Raw genomic sequence first — 17,694 nt, 5'->3', positions numbered from 1 at the left:
AGTCGTTTCCCGGGAGAGGCTGGAGACCGAAATGACCATGTCCTATCAGGAACAGCAAATGCTGCAGGCCGCCACGGGCCGCGCTGCCATCCTCAATCTGAACGCCCGGCATAACCGGGCGTACTCCGAGGGCGACCGCGAGCGCTGGATTGCCACGTTCCGCCACGCCGGCGCCACCTACCAACGTGATGGTGACACGTTCGACGATCTGCGTGCGGCGTTCGACGGCGGCGAGGGACAACGGCTGGTGACGGTCGACCACGAGATCCGGGTCGACGGGGTCAACGCCGTCCAGCGTTGCGTCGTATTGCTTTTCGCCAGCATGTACGGCGACACCACGCTGCGTGCCACGGGAATGTTCCGGGACACGCTGGTCTACGAGCGTGGTGGCTGGTACTTCACTTCCCGCGCGCTGCAATGGGATTCGGTGCCCAGTCGGCACCCGCTCGTTATGTGAGCCGCGTGGAACCGGACCTCAGTTACCAGATGGCCTTCGGCACCTATGAAGACGCGCTGCGCATGGTCGGCGCGACGAGCGAGGCGCGCACCGCGGCCACGGCGGTCAGCGGGGCGCGCATCCAGCTGTTCGCCGCGACGGTCCACGATGGCAATCGGTCCTACTGGGACGCCGAGTTCGCCCGCCGGAAATGGGGGGGTTTGCTGGCGCCCCCGGCCTTGCTGATGGGGTGGCTGATCCCTCCGCCGTGGCAGCCACACGGCAGGCCGCCGGCGGCGTCCCTGGTGCTGCGAGTGCCGCTGCCGGGCACCACGTTCATCAACGCGGCCAACGACGTCGAGTTCACGGTGCCCATCGTCGAAGGCGACATCCTTACCGTCGTCGAGGAGCTGGTGTCGGTATCACCGGAGAAGCGGACGCGGTTGGGCGTGGGTCATTTCGTCGAGACGCTGGAGACCTACCGCCGTCAGGACCAAACGGTTGTCGCCACCTGCCGAAACACCTTGTTCCGCTTCACGCCCGGAGCGTCGCCGTGACCGGCGACGGGCTGTACTTCGACGAGATCACCGTTCCCGTAGACCTGCCCGAGGTGGTCGACCACATCAGCTACCAGCGGGTGGTGGAGAACGCGGGCGCGACGTGGGACTACTTCCCGGGCCACTTCGACCCCGAATACGCGCAGCGCCAGGGCAATCCGACGATCTACGTCAACACGATGCACCTCGCCGGCTTCGCCGACCGCGTCGCGACCGACTGGGCAGGCCCGAGCAGCCGGGTGGTGCGGCGCTCCTTGCGGCTGGCGAGCCCGGCGTATGCCGGTGACACGATGATCGGCCGGGGCCGCGCGGTGGCCAAGCGGCGGGACACCTCGGTGGACCCGCCGCGCTGTCTCGTCGACATCGAGATCCAGGTGACCAACCAGCACGGCGCGCTGTGCTGCCCGGTCGAGCTCACCCTGCAGATGCCGCATGGCGCAACCGAGCGATGACGAAGTAGCCGCACTGCATCTCGCGGTGTGCCGACGGTTCGGCGAGGCCGTGTGGTCCGCCGATGGCAGATGGGATCGTCGCTCCCCGTGCGATCAATGGGATGCCCGGGCGGTGCTCGAGCACGTGATCGGTTTTCATGACGTACTCATCTTGCGCCCCTTGGGATTGAAGCCCGACCGGTCACGAGAGGACCCGCGGGCACGATGGCAAGTGACTTATGACTCGCTGACCGCGGCCTTCGAACCCGACAAGGCCACCCAACTCGATGCGTTCAAGCTGGTACCGAACCTCACGCGCGACGTTCTGGTGCACACATGGGACCTCGCCCGTGCGGTAGGGGCAGACGACCGGCTTGACGCCGCGTGGTGCCGGTTGTTTTACGACACCCTGCCCACGGACGCGCTCGCGTTGACTTCCTCGGGGATGTTCAATCCACCCGTCGCAGTACCGGACGAAAGAGATTCGCAGGGAAAGCTTCTCGCGCGGCTCGGGCGCGATCCTGCATGGCGGCCGGATATTTCATAGGGCGGTCCAGCGCCGGGTGCCGGGACGCGAGCCCGTGCCCGACCGTCCATCGGCAGAATTGCGATCCCGATATCGCCGGCGATATCCCAAATGGAAACCGGCTTATGGTCCCGCTCTCGGGACGGGCGTGGCCGATGCGATCACTTGCGGCGCCTACAGGGGCGGCAGCTGCCCTTTGCATACCAGCGTCTGCAGCTCGACGTACTCGTGGAGGCCCTCCGGGCCGAACTCGCGCCCGATGCCCGACTGCTTGAACCCACCGAACGGGGCGCCGATGTCAAGCGTGTACATGTTGATGCCGTAGGTGCCGGTGCGCACGCCCGCCGCGATTTCCAGGCCGTGTGCGATGTCGGAGGTCCACACCGAACCGGCCAGGCCGTAGTCGCTCTCGTTGGCGATTCGGATGGCGTCGTCCTCATCGCGGTAGCGCAGCACGGTCAGGACCGGACCGAAGATCTCCTCCCGGGCGATGCGCATGTCGTTGGTGGCGTCGGCGAACAGCGTTGGCTGCACATACCAGCCACGTGTTGACGGGCTGTCCTGGCCACCCAGGACGACGCGGGCGCCTTCGGCCTGGCCGGACTTGATGTAGTCCTGGACACGGCGTTGTTGTCGTTGCGCGACAAGGGGTCCGATGTCGGTGGCGTCGTCCGACGGGTCGCCGACGTTGAGGGCCGACATCATGTCGGCCAGCGCGTCGACGACCTCGTCGTGCCGCCGATCACTGACCAGGATGCGGGTCTGGGCGACGCACGCCTGGCCGTTGTTCATCAGGCCGGCTGTTTTCAATCCGGCGACGGTCTTGCCGATGTCGGCGTCGTCGAGAATGATCGCCGCGGACTTGCCGCCGAGTTCCAGGCTGACCCGCTTGAGCTGTTCACCGCACAGGGCCGCGATGCGGCGCCCGACGGCGCTGGAGCCGGTGAACGCGATCTTGTCCACCCCGGCATGGCGCACCAGCGCCTCACCGATCTCCGGTCCACCGGGCAACACCGAGACCACCCCGTCGGGCAGGTCCAGCTGCTCGATCATCTCCGCCAACCACAAAGCGTCCAAGGGGGTTTCGGGTGCGGGCTTGATGATGACCGTGCAGCCCGCGATCAGCGCGGGGATCAGCTTGGGCATGATCAGGAACTGTGGAACGTTCCACGGAACGATCGCGCCGACCACGCCGACCGGGGCCCTGCGCAGGTGCACTTCACCGAGCACGCCCTGGCGCCGCTCCTCCCAGGGAAACTCGCGCGCGGCGGCCAGCGCCAGATGGATGAGCGACGCCGCGGCAGCCGCTTGGCCCATTCGGCTGAAACTGCGCGGCGAGCCCATCTCATCGGTGATCAGGTCGGCCATCTCTTCGATGTGGCCGGCGTAGATCGCGGCGAGCTGTTCGACCTTGGCCATCCGTTCGGCATGGGTCATCCGCGGCCACGGCCCGTGGTCGAAAGCGTGTCGCGCGGCGGCGACGGCGGCGTCCACGTCCTCGGGCCCGGCCAGCTGAACATGGCCGACCGGTTCTTCGGAGTGTGGGGAGATGACGGCGAGCTGTTGGGGGTTGGCGGGCTTGCGCCACTGACCCCCGATGAAGAGTTCGTCATAAGACCGGTGGCCAGAGTTTTCTGTCATCGGGCACTTCCTCGGGGGTTGGGCGCAGGTAGCCAGTGACCGGGATTTCTCTATTGACGCTAACATAGCGAAAAAAGCAGCGAGGGCCGATATGACCAGCGATTGGCGTAGTTATCCGTTCCAGTTGGTGCCCGGCGACAGCCAACTGGATTTCCCCTCAGCCGAGGGCGAACACCCGGATCAGGAGTCGGACACCTGGTTCATCGCCGGGCAGCTCGATGCCGCCGAGACCGACCGGTCGTTTGCCTTCCTGACCATCTTCAACAAGAACCGGCCCGGCGGCACCGTGGTCGCCGATTTCTACACGATGGCGCTCTTCGATCTGGACACCGGCGATTACGGCACCTTCACGGATTACGACATGCCGCCGGCGAACATGGAACCCGGGGCGCGGCGCAAGCTGACATTGGCCCCGGGTCATCTCGACATCCACTACTCCAGCGCGGCGGGCACCGCGTCGTGGACCACCTGCCGCGACGGCGACGGAGAGCTGCTGCCCTACACGTACCGCGTCAGCCTGGTCGGCGAGGACCAGTCGGGTCGGCCCATGCGGCTGGACCTGGCCGTAACACCAACGCGCGCACCGACACCGGTGGGTGCGTCGACCTACAACGGGAAGATCTGCTGCTTCGGCCAGACCGAAACCTACTCGTATTTCCAGACCGGCATGGCGATGACGGGCACCCTGCGCTGGGGAGACCTCGTCCAGCAGGTCTCCGGCAGCAGCGGACACATCGACCGGCAGTGGTTCCCGAAATACGCCGGCGGCGGGGGGACCGGGGGGGACCCCCGGGCTAGATCCCACGAGTGGCGCACCATCAACTTCGACAACGGCGTGGACCTGAGCATCTGGCGGCAGTTCGACCGCACCAATGGCAATGCGCTGCAGCCATTTACGGGTGTGACGACGAGCCATCCGGACCCGGGCATGCCGCCGGAGTGTGCCGAAGACGTCGAGGTGACGGTCAGCAGCTACGTGCGGTGGCCGGACGCGGTGCAACCATTGGTGCGGCCGCAGGCGGCCGCCCGCTACATGCCGGACCGGCACCGGATCACCTGCCGCACCATGCAACTCGACATCGTGGGGGAGCCGCTGGTGCCCGCCCCCGCGCACGGCCTGCCCATCGAATACATGGAGGGCCCGTACCGCTACCGCGGAACCCTCTGGGGCCAGCCAGTGACCGGCTTCGCGTTCAACGAGCGCTCGCTGGCCCTCTACCGGGACTGGGAGCTGGCCGAGGTGCTGGCCACCACCGTCGGGAACATGGAACCGGCCGACCGAGACCTACAGATGGCGGCGGGACTGCTCGTGCAGCTGCTGGCCCGCGGCCGCCGACGCGAAGCGGTCGGGCTGTTGACCACGGTGCGCCCCGCGCAAACCGACCCGCTGGCAACGCTGTTGGACGACCTCGTGGCGGTGCTGTCCGCCGACGCGTCAACCGAGAGCGGCTGACTCGCCAAGCGCCCGGGCCCAGGCGCTGTGGCGATGCTGCAGGCCGGGCTCGTTGCGGCCGAACAGCAGATGGTCGCGGGCACCGGACTCGAGGTTGGTCTGCAGGCGTTCGACCAACCGGTAGTCCTCGTCGCGCACCGTGGCGTGGGCGTAGTCGAACACGGCCTGCGCGCCGGCGGCGACCGATTCGTCGGAAATGTCCAGCGGTGTCGAGTTCTGGTGCACGGTGATCGATCTCCCGGGCCGGTCGGCGGGGTAGATCCGGAACAGCTCGCCGTTGGCGATAGTCACCGACAACACGATGTTGGGGAACAGTGCGTAGATCACCACCATGTTCTGGAACGGATCCCACTGTTCCTCGGGGACGTCGTCCAGTGCCAGGATCGTGTTGAGCGGGAAGATCAACCGGTGATGCGGGCCGAACGCGTCGAACACCGTGCAGTTGCTACGGGCGATGGTGGCAAACGTCTGCTGATGCACGGTGGCGAAATGGTAGTTCTCCGAGAAGGTGTCGACCGCGAGCTTCCAATTGATCGGGCAGTCGAGCACCTTCTCACCCAACGGCGCCCACCGCCCGATGCCCCACGAATCGAGCTCGTCGGCCAGGGGGCCCAGGTGTGCGGCGACATCCAGGCTGGCTCCGGGATCCAGTGCGACCCAGAGGAATCCGGCGAATTCGGCGGCCGGAAGTTCGGTCAGGCCGTCGGCCTTGACGGTCACGCCGCTAAACCCCTCACGGCCGGGCAGGCCGACCAACCGGCCGGTGTTGTCGTAGGTCCACGCGTGATACGGGCAGGTGAACCGCTTCGCGCTGCCGCAGCCGGTTGCGACCTGCGACTGGCGATGCAGGCAGACATTGTCGAACGCCTTGACCGATCCATCGGCCGTTCGGGTCAGCAGGATTGACCGGCCCATTACCGTCTTCGTGCAGTACGTGCCGGGGGCGGGCAGCTCCGAGACGTAGCCGACCAACTGGGGGCTGGCCAGGATCATGGCCCGGTCTCGCTCGTGGCGCTCGGCCGACGTATAGGACGTCGCCTCCACGCGGTGCTCGGCGGGGGCGAGATCGGTGGTCTTGTCGCGCGCCAACTTCAAGGCGCGGCGGGTGAGGTCGATCAGCTGCTCGCGTTCCATCCGCTCAGTACAGACCTTGCGACAGTTGTAAGGTCAAGGAGTGGCTGAGCAGTTGCTGATCGGCGACGTCACGGCCCTGACAGGGATCGCTTCCGGTCGCATCCGCCATTACGAGAAAATCGGTTTGCTGCGCGCCGAACATCTGTCCAACGGCTATCGGGTCTTCGACGTGGAACAGGTGCTCGACCTGCTGCGCATCGATCTGATGAGAAGTCTCGGCGTGAGCATCAACGACATCCAGCGCCTGATCGCGGGTGGGCGCACGACGCTGGCGGGTGTTCTCGACGAGCACCGAACGTTGCTGATGCGCCAGCGGGACCGGTTGGACGAGTTGATCGCGGCCATCGACCAATCCCGCGCGGCCACCGACTGCCCCGACTCCGACGTCAGCGAGGACATCCTGCGCCGGCTGGCGACCACCCACCGCGACAGCATCGGGGTAATGGGGCGGCTCACCGCGCCGCTGGCCGCGCCCATCGCCACCATGTATGCCGACCTGTTCGACGAATGGGACTTGCCGGTACCGGTCTTGTTCGGGCAGATGGTTCTACCGCCGGCGGCCAGCACCCTGCTGGCGCAATTGGCCGAGACGCCGGGGCGTCAAGTGCTGTTCGATCGGCTGCGCAAGCTCGCCGGCGACGTGATCGGGCTGGGCGACGACCGGGCGGCCGCAACGGAACTCGCTCAGAGCTGGATCGACCGGCAGCTCGCCGACCCGTTGCCCGACGACGTGGTCAACGTGCTTCGGGGGGTGCAGCCGTCGCTGGAACGTGACCCCGTGATCGTGCAGGGATTCCGTGCTTGGGCGGGATCGATCAACACGGCGGCCGCCCACTTCCTCGACGAGATCGCCCGTCAGGCCGCTCGCCGCGGCCTGGAGGCCGTGAGCGTCATCGTGCTGCCCGCTGCGGTGCGGACCCAAACCAAAAATCCGCCACTGTGATGCAGATGTGACCTGTGTGGTCCATGTGTCTGGTGGTGTTTCTGTCGTACCCTGGCGCTTGTGTCATCGGTTTCGCGACGCGACGTACTCAAATTGGCTGCGGCGGCCCCTGCCTTAATGGGGTTGGGCGTTGCCGGTGCGTCGCTGCGTCCGGCACCGGCATCGGCGTCACTGGGCACGCTGTTGGACTACGCGGCCGGGGTCATCCCAGCCAGCCAGATCAGGGCCGCCGGCGCCGTGGGCTCGATCAGGTACGTGTCGGACCGGCGCCCCGGCGGCAATTGGATGCTGGGCAAGCCGATCCAGGTTGCCGAGGCGCGTGACCTCGACAGCAATGGACTGAAGATCGTCTCGTGCTACCAGTACGGCAAGGGCAACACCGCCGATTGGCTCGGCGGAGCCAACGCCGGTCTCCAGCACGCGCAGCGCGGAATGCAACTGCATGCCGCCGCGGGCGGCCCCGCCAGCGCGCCGATCTACGCCTCCATCGACGACGACCCGTCCTATGACCAGTACAAACAGCAGGTAGCTCCCTACCTGCGGTCCTGGGAGTCGGTGATCGGTCATCAGCGCACAGGTGTGTACGCCAACTCGAAGACCATCGACTGGGCGCTGCACGACGGTTTGGGCACTTATTTCTGGCAGCACAACTGGGGTTCACCCAAGGGACTCACCCACCCGGCCGCCCATTTGCACCAGGTCGAGATCGACAAACGCAGCGTTGGCGGGGTCGGGGTCGACATCAACGAGATCCTCAAGCCGGAATTCGGGCAGTGGGCCTAGCCTCCCCGCGCCCCCTCCGGTCACCGCACGGCCGCGACTCTTAGAGATCCCAGCAAACACTCGTTCGCTCATTCTCCGGCGCAGCGGGCGCGTGGGACACCTCGACGATGCGACGGAAGCGCGCTCGGCGCGACTCCACGGCTCGAAATTTTTACATAACGATTACATAACAAAACTGCTTTGATCAGGGCAGTTATAGCTACTCGACCGTAACCACCTGCATGCAGCAGGTTTGTTCGCGGCGCCCGCGCCGCGGATTAAACCCGGTGTTATCCGCGACACGGTTACCCATGCGTAGAACTCATCAGTAACCGATCACGACACAAAACGGGGGTCCGTCCTTATGACACTCTTAGTACAGCCGATGCAGTCCGCCGCGCCGCTCAACCCGGGGGGTCCGCCGACAACGCACCAGCCAGACAGATTTTCGGTCGCGATTCGATGCGGAATCGACGGACTCCGTGAGTTCCTGTCCCCGTCGGACCGGCTGAACGCACTGATACGTAAGACGTACATGACGCATTGAGGGAGACACAGACGTGACGATCCACGAGCATGAGCGGGTGTCCGCTGGCCGCGATGGAAAAGGCCCCCACGCGGCAGCCGGTGACACCCACGCTCTGGTCGACCGACTGACGGCCGGCGAGCCGTACGCCGTTGCGTTCGGTGGCCAGGGCAGTGCCTGGCTGGAAACGCTCGAAGAACTCGTGTCGTCCGCCGGCGTCGAATCCGACCTGGCGACGCTGGCCGGTGAGGTCGAGCTGCTGCTCGAGCCGGTCGCCAAAGAGTTGGTGGTGGTACGGCCGATCGGGTTCGAGCCGCTCGCCTGGGTGCGCGCGTTGGCGGCCGAGGATCCAGTGCCCTCGGACAAGCACCTGACGTCCGCCGCGGTGTCCATCCCCGGCGTGCTGCTCACCCAGATCGCGGCCGTGCGTGCGCTGGCCCGTCAAGGCATGGACCTCAAAGCCACCCCGCCGGTGGCCGTCGCCGGGCATTCGCAGGGCGTGCTCGCGGTCGAGGCGCTCAAGGCCGGGGGCGCCCGCGACGCAGAGCTGCTGGCAATGGCCCAGCTCATCGGCGCGGCCGGGACGCTGGTCGCCCGCAGGCGCGGCATCTCCGTGCTCGGCGACCGCCCGCCCATGGTGTCGGTGACCAACGCCGACCCCGAGCGCATCAGCCGGCTGCTCGACGAGTTCGCGCAGGACGTCCGCACCGTGCTGCCGCCGGTGCTGTCCATCCGCAACGGCCGGCGCTCGGTCGTCATCACCGGCACCCCCGAACAGCTGTCCCGGTTCGAGCTCTACTGCCAGCAGATCTCGGAGAAGGAGGAGGCCGACCGCAAGAACAAGCTCCGCGGCGGGGACGTCTTCTCGCCGGTCTTCGATCCGGTGCAGGTGGAGGTCGGCTTCCACACGCCCCGGTTGGCCGACGGCATCGACATCGTCGGCGGCTGGGCCGAGAAGGTCGGGCTCGATGTCGCGCTGGCCCGTGAGCTGACCGAAGCCATCCTGGTGCGACGTGTCGACTGGGTCGAAGAGATCAGCCGGGTGCACGAGGCCGGTGCGCGCTGGATCCTCGACCTGGGACCCGGCGACATCCTGACCCGGCTGACCGCGCCGGTTATCCGGGGCCTGGGCGTCGGCATCGTGCCCGCCGCGACCCGCGGCGGGCAGCGCAACCTCTTCACCGTCGGGGCCGTCCCCGAGGTGGCGCGGGCGTGGTCGACCTACGCCCCCACCGTCGTTCGCCTTCCCGACGGCAGGGTCAAGCTCTCGACGAAGTTCACCCGGTTGACGGGACGCTCGCCGATCCTGCTGGCGGGCATGACCCCGACCACCGTCGACGCCAAGATCGTCGCCGCCGCGGCCAACGCCGGGCACTGGGCCGAGCTGGCCGGCGGCGGGCAGGTCACCGAGGAAATCTTCGCCGGTCGCGTCCATGAGCTCGCCACGCTGCTCGAGCCCGGCCGCACGTATCAGTTCAACGCGCTGTTCCTCGACCCGTATCTGTGGAAGCTGCAGGTCGGCGGGAAGCGGTTGGTGCAGAAGGCGCGTCAGTCCGGCGCGGCGATCGACGGTCTGGTGATCAGTGCCGGCATCCCGGATCTCGAGGATGCCGTCGAGCTGATCGAGGAATTGAACGACGTCGGCATCAGTCACGTCGTGTTCAAGCCCGGCACGGTCGAACAGATTCGCTCGGTCATCCGCATCGCGACCGAGGTGCCCACCAAGCCGGTGATCATGCACATCGAGGGTGGTCGCGCCGGTGGCCACCATTCGTGGGAAGACCTCGACGATCTGCTGCTGGCAACGTATTCGGAGTTGCGGTCACGCCCCAACATCACCGTCTGCGTGGGTGGTGGCATCGGCACGCCCGAGCGAGCGGCCGAGTACTTGTCCGGGCGGTGGGCGCAGGCCTACGGCTTCCCGCTGATGCCGATCGACGGCATCCTGGTCGGCACCGCCGCGATGGCGACCAAGGAGGCCACCACGTCGCCATCGGTCAAGCGGATGCTGGTCGAGACGCAAGGCACCCAACAGTGGGTCGGCGCCGGAAAAGCCGTGGGCGGCATGGCTTCCAGCCGCAGCCAGCTGGGTGCCGACATTCACGAGATCGACAACAGCGCTTCGCGGTGCGGCCGGCTGCTCGACGAGGTCGCCGGTGACGCCGAGGCCGTCGCCGAGCGTCGCGACGAGATCATCGCGGCGATGGCCAACACCGCCAAGCCGTACTTCGGTGACGTCGCCGACATGACGTACTTGCAGTGGTTGCGGCGCTACGTCGAGCTGACCATCGGTGAGGGCAACTCCACCGCCGACACCGCCGCACCGGGCAGCCCGTGGCTGGCCGACACCTGGCGTGACCGGTTCCAGCAGATGCTGCAGCGCGCCGAAGCCCGTTTGCACGCAAACGATTCCGGCCCGATCGAGACGCTGTTCGATGACCCTGCGCTGCTGGAAAGCCCCCAGCAGGCCATCGCCACGCTGCTTGCGGAATACCCCGACGCCGAGACCGTGCAGCTACACCCGGCCGACGTCCCATTCTTCGTCACCCTGTGCAAGATGCTGGGTAAGCCGGTCAACTTCGTGCCGGTCATCGACAAGGACGTGCGGCGCTGGTGGCGCAGCGACTCGCTGTGGCAGGCGCACGATGCCCGCTACGACGCCGACCAGGTGTGCATCATCCCGGGCACCGCGGCCGTAGCCGGCATCACCCGCATGGACGAGCCCGTAGGTGAACTGCTGGACCGCTTCGAGCAGACCGCTATTGACGAGGTGCTGTCCTCCGGTGGTCAGCCGCGGGACGTCGCGTCGCGTCGGCTGGGTCGCCCGGACGTGACCGGGCCGCTCGCCGTCGTGCTCGACGCTCCCGACGTGCAGTGGGCCGGCCGCACCGCTATCAACCCGGTACACCGAATCGCCGACCCCGCCGACTGGCTCGTGCACGAAGGCTCTGAACGCCCCGAAAGCCGTCGCGCTACGCACTCGTTCACCGGGGCGCGGCTTGAGGTCGACGGCGACCGAGTGGTGCTGAGTGTCCCGGTGTCGGGCATCTGGATCGACATCCCGTTCACGTTGCCCCGCAACACGATTGACGGTGGCACCCCGGTGGTGTCCACCGAAGACGCCGCGACCGCCATGCGCGCGGTGCTGGCGATCGCCGCCGGAGTCGACGGGCCGGAATTCCTGCCGGCCGTCGTCGACGGGACCGCCACGGTCTCGGTGGACTGGGACCCCGAGCGGGTCGCCGACCACACCGGAGTCACCGCCACCTTCGGGGAGCCGTTGGCGCCCGGTCTGACCACCGTGCCCGACGCGCTCGTCGGCCTGTGCTGGCCCGCGGTTTTCGCGGCGATCGGCTCGGCGGTCACCGACGCAGGCATCCCCGTCGTGGAGGGCCTGCTGAGTCTGGTCCACCTCGACCACGCCGCTCACGTGGTCGGCGCGCTGCCCAAGGTTGCGGCCGAATTGACCGTCACCGCAACGGCTTCGCCGGCCATCGACACGGACATGGGCCGCGTCGTCCGCGTCTCGGTGACGATCGCGGACGCCAACGGCGCGACGATCGCCACACTCGATGAGCGGTTCGCGATCCTAGGCCGCACGGGTGCCGCCGAACTCACCGAGCCGGTGCGGGCCGGCGGCGCAGTGTCGGAGAACGCGACCGACACCCCGCGTCGCCGCCGCCGCGACGTTCGGTTGACCGCCCCAGTCGACATGCGGCCGTTCGCCGTGGTGTCCGGTGACCACAACCCGATCCACACCGACCGGGCCGCCGCCTTGCTCGCCGGCCTGGATTCGCCCATCGTGCACGGCATGTGGCTGTCGGCCGCCGCGCAGCACGCGGTGACCGCCACCGACGGCCAGGCGCGCCCCCCGGCCCGGCTGGTCGGCTGGACCGCGCGGTTCCTGGGCATGGTGCGCCCCGGCGATGAGGTCGACTTCCGCGTCGAGCGTGTCGGGATCGACCAGGGCGCAGAGGTTTTGGATGTCTCCGCCCGCATAGGGTCGGACCTGGTGATGTCGGCGACGGCCCGACTGGCCGCCCCGCACACGGTTTATGCCTTCCCCGGCCAGGGGATTCAGCACAAGGGCATGGGCATGGATGTGCGCGCCCGGTCCAAGGCCGCCCGCAAGGTGTGGGACAAAGCGGACAAGTTCACCCGCGACACGCTGGGCTTCTCGGTGCTGCACGTGGTGCGCGACAATCCGACCAGCATCATTGCCAGCGGCGTGCACTACAACCACCCCGAGGGGGTGCTGTACCTGACGCAGTTCACCCAGGTCGCGATGGCGACCGTTGCGGCGGCGCAGGTCGCCGAGATGCGTGAGCAGGGCGCGTTCGTCGAAGATGCCATTGCCTGCGGCCACTCCGTCGGGGAGTACACCGCGCTGGCCTGCGTCACGGGGATTTACGAGCTGGAAGCCTTGCTGGAGACGGTGTTCCACCGCGGCTCCAAGATGCACGACATCGTGCCGCGCGACGAGATGGGCCGTTCCAACTACCGGCTGGCAGCGATCCGGCCGTCGCAGATCGACCTGCCGGACGACGAGGTGCCCGCGTTCGTCGCCGAAATCGCCGACCGCACCGGGGAATTCCTGGAGATCGTGAACTTCAACCTGCGCGGTTCGCAGTATGCGATCGCCGGCACGGTCCGCGGTCTGGAGGAGCTGGAAGCCGAGGTCGAGCGCCGTCGCGAGCTCACTGGAGGCAAGCGCTCGTTCATCCTGGTGCCCGGCATCGACGTGCCGTTCCACTCGCGGGTGTTGCGCGTCGGGGTGGCCGAATTCCGCCGCTCGCTGGAACGCGTCATGCCGCGGGACAAGAATCCCGACGTCATCATCGGGCGCTACATCCCCAACCTGGTGCCGCGTCCGTTCACCCTGGACCGTGATTTCATCCAGGAGATCCGTGACCTGGTGCCCGCCGAGCCGCTCGACGAGATCCTCGCCGACTACGACACCTGGCTCGCAGAGCGCCGAAACGACATGGCGCGCATCGTCTTGATCGAGCTGCTGGCATGGCAGTTCGCGAGCCCGGTGCGCTGGATCGAGACGCAGGACCTGCTGTTCACCGAAGAGGCCGCGGGCGGCCTGGGCGTGGAGCGGTTCGTCGAGATCGGCGTGAAGTCGGCGCCGACCGTCGCCGGACTGGCCACCAACACCCTCAAGCTGCCCGAATATGCCCACAGCACAGTCGAAGTGCTCAACGCCGAGCGCGACGCCGCGGTGCTGTTCGCCACTGACACCGACCCCGAGCCGGAGGTCGACGAGGCTGCGGAGCCCGCCGCCGAGTCGGTCGAGGGAGCTGCGCCCGTGGAGGCTTCCCCTGCGGCCCCTGCCACGGCTCCGTCCGGTGCTCCGAGACCCGACGACATCGGGTTCGACGCCGCCGACGCCACCCTGGCGTTGATCGCGCTGTCGGCCAAGATGCGCATCGACCAGATCGAGGAGCTGGACTCCATCGAGTCCATCACCGACGGTGCCTCGTCTCGGCGCAACCAGCTGCTGGTGGACCTCGGTTCGGAGCTGAACCTGGGCGCCATCGACGGTGCCGCCGAGGCCGACCTGGCCGGGCTGCGGTCGCAGGTGACCAAGCTGGCGCGCACCTACAAGCCCTTCGGCCCAGTGCTTTCCGACGCGATCAACGATCAGCTGCGTACGGTGCTGGGGCCCTCGGGCAAGCGGCCCGGCGCCATCGCCGAGCGGGTCAAGAAGACGTGGGAGCTCGGCGACGGTTGGGCCAAGCACGTCACGGTCGAAGTGGCGCTGGGAACCCGCGAGGGCACCAGCGTGCGCGGCGGCGCGATGGGCCACCTGCACGAGGGTGCGCTGGCCGACGCCGCCTCGGTCGACAAGGTCATCGACGCCGCCGTCACATCTGTCGCCGCGCGCCGCGGCGTCTCGGTGGCGCTCCCGTCGTCGGGCGGCGGCGGTGGGGCGACCGTTGACGCGGCCGCGTTGAGCGAATTCACCGATCAGATCACCGGTCGCGACGGGGTGCTTGCTTCGGCGGCCCGCCTGATCCTGGGCCAGCTGGGCCACGACGACCCGGTCAGCGCGGCACCGGCGGCCACCGACGCGGAGCTCATCGACCTGGTCACCGCCGAACTCGGCGCGGACTGGCCGCGTCTGGTGGCGCCGGCCTTCGACGCCAAGAAGGCCGTCGTGTTCGACGACCGATGGGCCAGCGCCCGGGAGGATCTGGTCAAGCTCTGGCTGACCGACGAGGGTGACATCGACGCCCAGTGGAAGAGCCTTTCCGAAAGGTTCGAGGGCGCAGGCCACGTCGTCGCAACCCAGGCCACCTGGTGGCAGGGCAAATCACTGGCCGCCGGTCGCCAGATTCACGCGTCGCTATACGGCCGCATCGCGGCGGGCGCCGAAAACCCCGATCCCGGTCCGTACAGCAGCGAAGTCGCCGTCGTGACAGGCGCTTCGAAGGGCTCGATCGCCGCGTCGGTCGTGGCGCGACTGCTCGACGGCGGAGCGACCGTCATCGCCACGACGTCCAAGCTCGACGATGAGCGGCTGGCGTTCTACCGCGGGCTGTATCGCGACCACGCCCGGTACGGTGCGGCGCTGTGGGTGGTGGCCGCCAACATGGCGTCCTACTCGGACATCGACGCGCTGGTGGAGTGGATCGGCACCGAGCAGACCGAAAGCCTTGGGCCGCAATCCATTCACATCAAGGACGCGCAGACTCCCACGCTGCTGTTCCCGTTCGCGGCGCCTCGCGTCGCGGGCGACCTCTCGGAGGCCGGTTCGCGCTCCGAGATGGAGATGAAGGTTCTGCTGTGGGCGGTGCAGCGGTTGATCGGCGGGCTGTCCAAGATCGGCGCCGAGCGCGACATCGCGTCGCGGCTGCACGTGGTGTTGCCCGGCTCGCCCAACCGCGGAATGTTCGGCGGCGACGGCGCGTACGGCGAGGCCAAGTCGGCCCTGGACGCGCTGGTGAGCCGTTGGCACGCCGAGACCTCCTGGGCCGCCCGGGTCAGCCTGGCGCACGCGCTGATCGGCTGGACCCGCGGCACCGGGCTGATGGGCCACAACGACGCCATCGTCGAGGCCGTCGAGGAGGCCGGTGTCACCACCTACTCCACCGACGAGATGGCGGGCATGCTGCTGGACCTCTGCGACGTCGAGTCGAAGGTCGCCGCGGCCGGCGCGCCGATCAAAGCGGATCTGACCGGCGGCCTCGCCGAGGCCAACCTCGACATGGCCGAGCTGGCCGCCAAGGCGCGCGAGCAGGCCACGTCGGGCGAGCAGGCCACGGAAGACGTTGCGGCCGAGGGCACCATCGCCGCGCTGCCCTCGCCGCCGCGCGGCTTCAATCCCGCGCCACCCCCGGAATGGGCCGACCTGGACGTCGACCCCGCCGACCTGGTGGTGATCGTCGGTGGCGCCGAGCTCGGCCCGTACGGTTCGTCGCGCACGCGCTTCGAGATGGAGGTCGACAACGAGCTCTCGGCGGCCGGCGTTCTGGAATTGGCCTGGACCACCGGACTGATCCGCTGGGAGGATGACCCCCAACCGGGTTGGTACGACACGGAATCCGGCGATTTGGTGGACGAAGCCGAGCTGGTCGAGCGGTACCACGACACCGTGGTCGAGCGGGTGGGCATTCGCGAGTTCGTCGACGACGGCGCCATCGACCCCGACCACGCGTCGCCGTTGCTGGTGTCGGTGTTCCTGGACAAGGACTTCACCTTCGTCGTCTCGTCCGAGGCCGACGCTCGCGCGTTCGTCGAGTTCGATCCCGAGCACACGGTGGTGCGGCCGGTCCCGGATTCCAGCGACTGGCAGGTCACGCGCAAGGCGGGCACCGAGATTCGGGTGCCGCGCAAGACCAAGCTGTCGCGGGTCGTCGGCGCGCAGATCCCCAGCGGGTTCGATCCGACCGTGTACGGCATCAGCCAGGACATGGCCAGCTCCACCGACCGGGTGGCGCTGTGGAACATCGTCGCGACCGTCGACGCGTTCCTGTCCTCGGGATTCACCCCGACCGAGTTGATGCGGTGGGTGCACCCCGGCCTGGTGGCCAGCACCCAGGGCACCGGCATGGGCGGCATGACGTCGATGCAGACCATGTATCACGGCAACCTGCTCGGCCGGAACAAGCCGAACGACATCCTGCAGGAAGTGCTGCCGAATGTCGTTGCTGCGCACGTCATTCAGAGTTACGTCGGTAGCTACGGCGCGATGATCCACCCGGTCGGCGCGTGCGCGACCGCGGCGGTGTCGGTCGAGGAGGGCGTCGACAAGATCCGTCTCGGCAAGGCCGAGCTGGTGGTGGCCGGCGGATTCGACGACCTGACGCTGGAAGCGATCATCGGCTTCGGTGACATGGCGGCCACGGCCGACACTTCCATGATGCGGGGCCGGGGCATTCACGACTCGAAGTTCTCCCGGCCCAACGACCGGCGCCGGCTCGGCTTCGTCGAGGCGCAGGGCGGCGGCACCATCCTGCTCGCGCGCGGCGACCTGGCCCTGAAGATGGGTCTGCCGGTGCTGGCCGTGGTGGCCTACGCGCAGTCGTTCGCCGACGGCGTGCACACCTCGATCCCGGCACCGGGACTGGGCGCGCTGGGCGCCGGTCGCGGCGGCAGGGACTCGGCGCTGGCGCGCTCGCTGGCCAAGCTCGGCGTCGGGGCCGACGACATCGCGGTGATCTCTAAGCACGACACGTCCACGCTGGCCAACGATCCCAACGAGACCGAGCTGCACGAGCGGCTGGCGGACTCGTTGGGCCGCTCCGAGGGTGCCCCGCTGTTCGTGGTGTCGCAGAAGAGCCTCACCGGCCACGCCAAGGGCGGTGCCGCGGTGTTCCAGATGATGGGCCTGTGCCAGATGCTGCGCGACGGGGTGATCCCGCCCAACCGCAGCCTGGATTGTGTCGACGACGAACTGGCCGGGTCGGCGCACTTCGTCTGGGTGCGCGAGACGCTGCGGCTGGGCGAGAAGTTCCCGCTCAAAGCGGGGATGGTGACCAGCCTCGGGTTCGGCCACGTGTCCGGACTCGTGGCGCTGGTGCACCCGCAGGTGTTCATCGCCTCGCTGGACGCCGATCAGCGCGCCGACTACCAGCGGCGTGCCGAGGCGCGGCTGCTGGCCGGTCAGCGCCGGTTGGCCTCGGCCATCGCCGGCGGCGCGCCGATGTACGAGCGGCCGTCGGGTCGTCGCTTCGACCATGACGCGCCGGAGAAGCGCCAGGAGGCGGCGATGCTGCTGAACCCCGCGTCGCGGCTGGGTGAGGGCGAGGCCTACGAGGTCTCGGCCGGATGACGTCG

The 17,694-nt window shown here is 68.1% G+C and carries 10 protein-coding genes; 8 read left to right on the top strand and 2 right to left on the bottom strand.

The features are described from left to right. Window positions 1-31: 31 nt before the first annotated feature. From A5756_RS24985 to A5756_RS24970, 4 genes are read left to right on the top strand one after another with little or no spacing between them, the layout of a single operon-like run. The gene (locus A5756_RS24985; protein ID WP_066958625.1) at window positions 32-457 is read left to right on the top strand and encodes a nuclear transport factor 2 family protein; all 426 of its coding nucleotides are present in this window, start codon (window positions 32-34) and stop codon (window positions 455-457) included. Between the two features lie 29 nt (window positions 458-486). Next, window positions 487-993 (top strand): MaoC family dehydratase N-terminal domain-containing protein, encoded by a 507-nt coding sequence (locus tag A5756_RS24980; protein WP_156659817.1) that lies wholly within the window; start codon window positions 487-489, stop codon window positions 991-993. After that, a complete protein-coding gene (locus tag A5756_RS24975; protein WP_066958623.1) occupies window positions 990-1,445 on the top strand; it encodes a MaoC family dehydratase in 456 nt (151 codons plus the stop codon). The genes A5756_RS24980 and A5756_RS24975 overlap by 4 nt, the downstream gene beginning before the upstream one ends. Continuing rightward, window positions 1,426-1,971 carry a maleylpyruvate isomerase family mycothiol-dependent enzyme gene (locus A5756_RS24970; RefSeq protein ID WP_066958621.1) on the top strand — a complete coding sequence of 182 codons (546 nt, stop codon included), beginning with the start codon at window positions 1,426-1,428 and terminating at the stop codon, window positions 1,969-1,971. The genes A5756_RS24975 and A5756_RS24970 overlap by 20 nt, the downstream gene beginning before the upstream one ends. Before the next feature lie 153 nt (window positions 1,972-2,124). On the opposite strand, the gene A5756_RS24965 is transcribed toward A5756_RS24970, so the two are convergent. After that, entirely contained in the window at window positions 2,125-3,591 is a 1,467-nt protein-coding gene (locus tag A5756_RS24965; protein ID WP_066958619.1) for an aldehyde dehydrogenase, read from the bottom strand. 91 nt (window positions 3,592-3,682) lie between these two features. On the opposite strand from A5756_RS24965, the gene A5756_RS24960 reads away from it, so the two are divergent. Further along, entirely contained in the window at window positions 3,683-5,044 is a 1,362-nt protein-coding gene (locus tag A5756_RS24960) for a lipocalin-like domain-containing protein (protein ID WP_066958617.1), read from the top strand. Here A5756_RS24960 and A5756_RS24955 read toward each other — a convergent pair. Continuing rightward, window positions 5,027-6,178 (bottom strand): SRPBCC family protein, encoded by a 1,152-nt coding sequence (locus A5756_RS24955; RefSeq protein ID WP_066958615.1) that lies wholly within the window; start codon window positions 6,176-6,178, stop codon window positions 5,027-5,029. The two genes, A5756_RS24960 and A5756_RS24955, sit on opposite strands and share 18 nt — an antisense overlap. A 40-nt stretch (window positions 6,179-6,218) precedes the next feature. Between A5756_RS24955 and A5756_RS24950 the strand changes: the two genes are divergently transcribed. From A5756_RS24950 to A5756_RS24940, 3 genes are all read left to right on the top strand, one after another. Beyond that, entirely contained in the window at window positions 6,219-7,121 is a 903-nt protein-coding gene (locus A5756_RS24950) for a MerR family transcriptional regulator (RefSeq protein WP_066958613.1), read from the top strand. Between the two features lie 60 nt (window positions 7,122-7,181). Next, window positions 7,182-7,904 (top strand): DUF1906 domain-containing protein, encoded by a 723-nt coding sequence (locus A5756_RS24945; protein WP_066958611.1) that lies wholly within the window; start codon window positions 7,182-7,184, stop codon window positions 7,902-7,904. Between the two features lie 539 nt (window positions 7,905-8,443). Then, a complete protein-coding gene (locus A5756_RS24940) occupies window positions 8,444-17,689 on the top strand; it encodes a type I polyketide synthase (RefSeq protein WP_066958609.1) in 9,246 nt (3,081 codons plus the stop codon). Window positions 17,690-17,694: the final 5 nt, after the last annotated feature.

It is taken from the genome of Mycobacterium sp. 852002-53434_SCH5985345, from assembly GCF_001667155.1.
Classification (GTDB): Bacteria; Actinomycetota; Actinomycetes; order Mycobacteriales; family Mycobacteriaceae; genus Mycobacterium.
Note: the sequence above shows the minus strand (reverse complement) of the source record. Positions and strands in the feature narration are given on the sequence as shown.

Coding starts and splice junctions, on each gene's coding strand:
- A5756_RS24985 (WP_066958625.1), top strand. CDS start 32: ATGACCATGTCCTATCAGGAACAGCAAATGCTGCAGGCCGCCACGGGC.
- A5756_RS24980 (WP_156659817.1), top strand. CDS start 487: ATGGCCTTCGGCACCTATGAAGACGCGCTGCGCATGGTCGGCGCGACG.
- A5756_RS24970 (WP_066958621.1), top strand. CDS start 1,426: ATGGCGCAACCGAGCGATGACGAAGTAGCCGCACTGCATCTCGCGGTG.
- A5756_RS24965 (WP_066958619.1), bottom strand. CDS start 3,591: ATGACAGAAAACTCTGGCCACCGGTCTTATGACGAACTCTTCATCGGG.
- A5756_RS24960 (WP_066958617.1), top strand. CDS start 3,683: ATGACCAGCGATTGGCGTAGTTATCCGTTCCAGTTGGTGCCCGGCGAC.
- A5756_RS24955 (WP_066958615.1), bottom strand. CDS start 6,178: ATGGAACGCGAGCAGCTGATCGACCTCACCCGCCGCGCCTTGAAGTTG.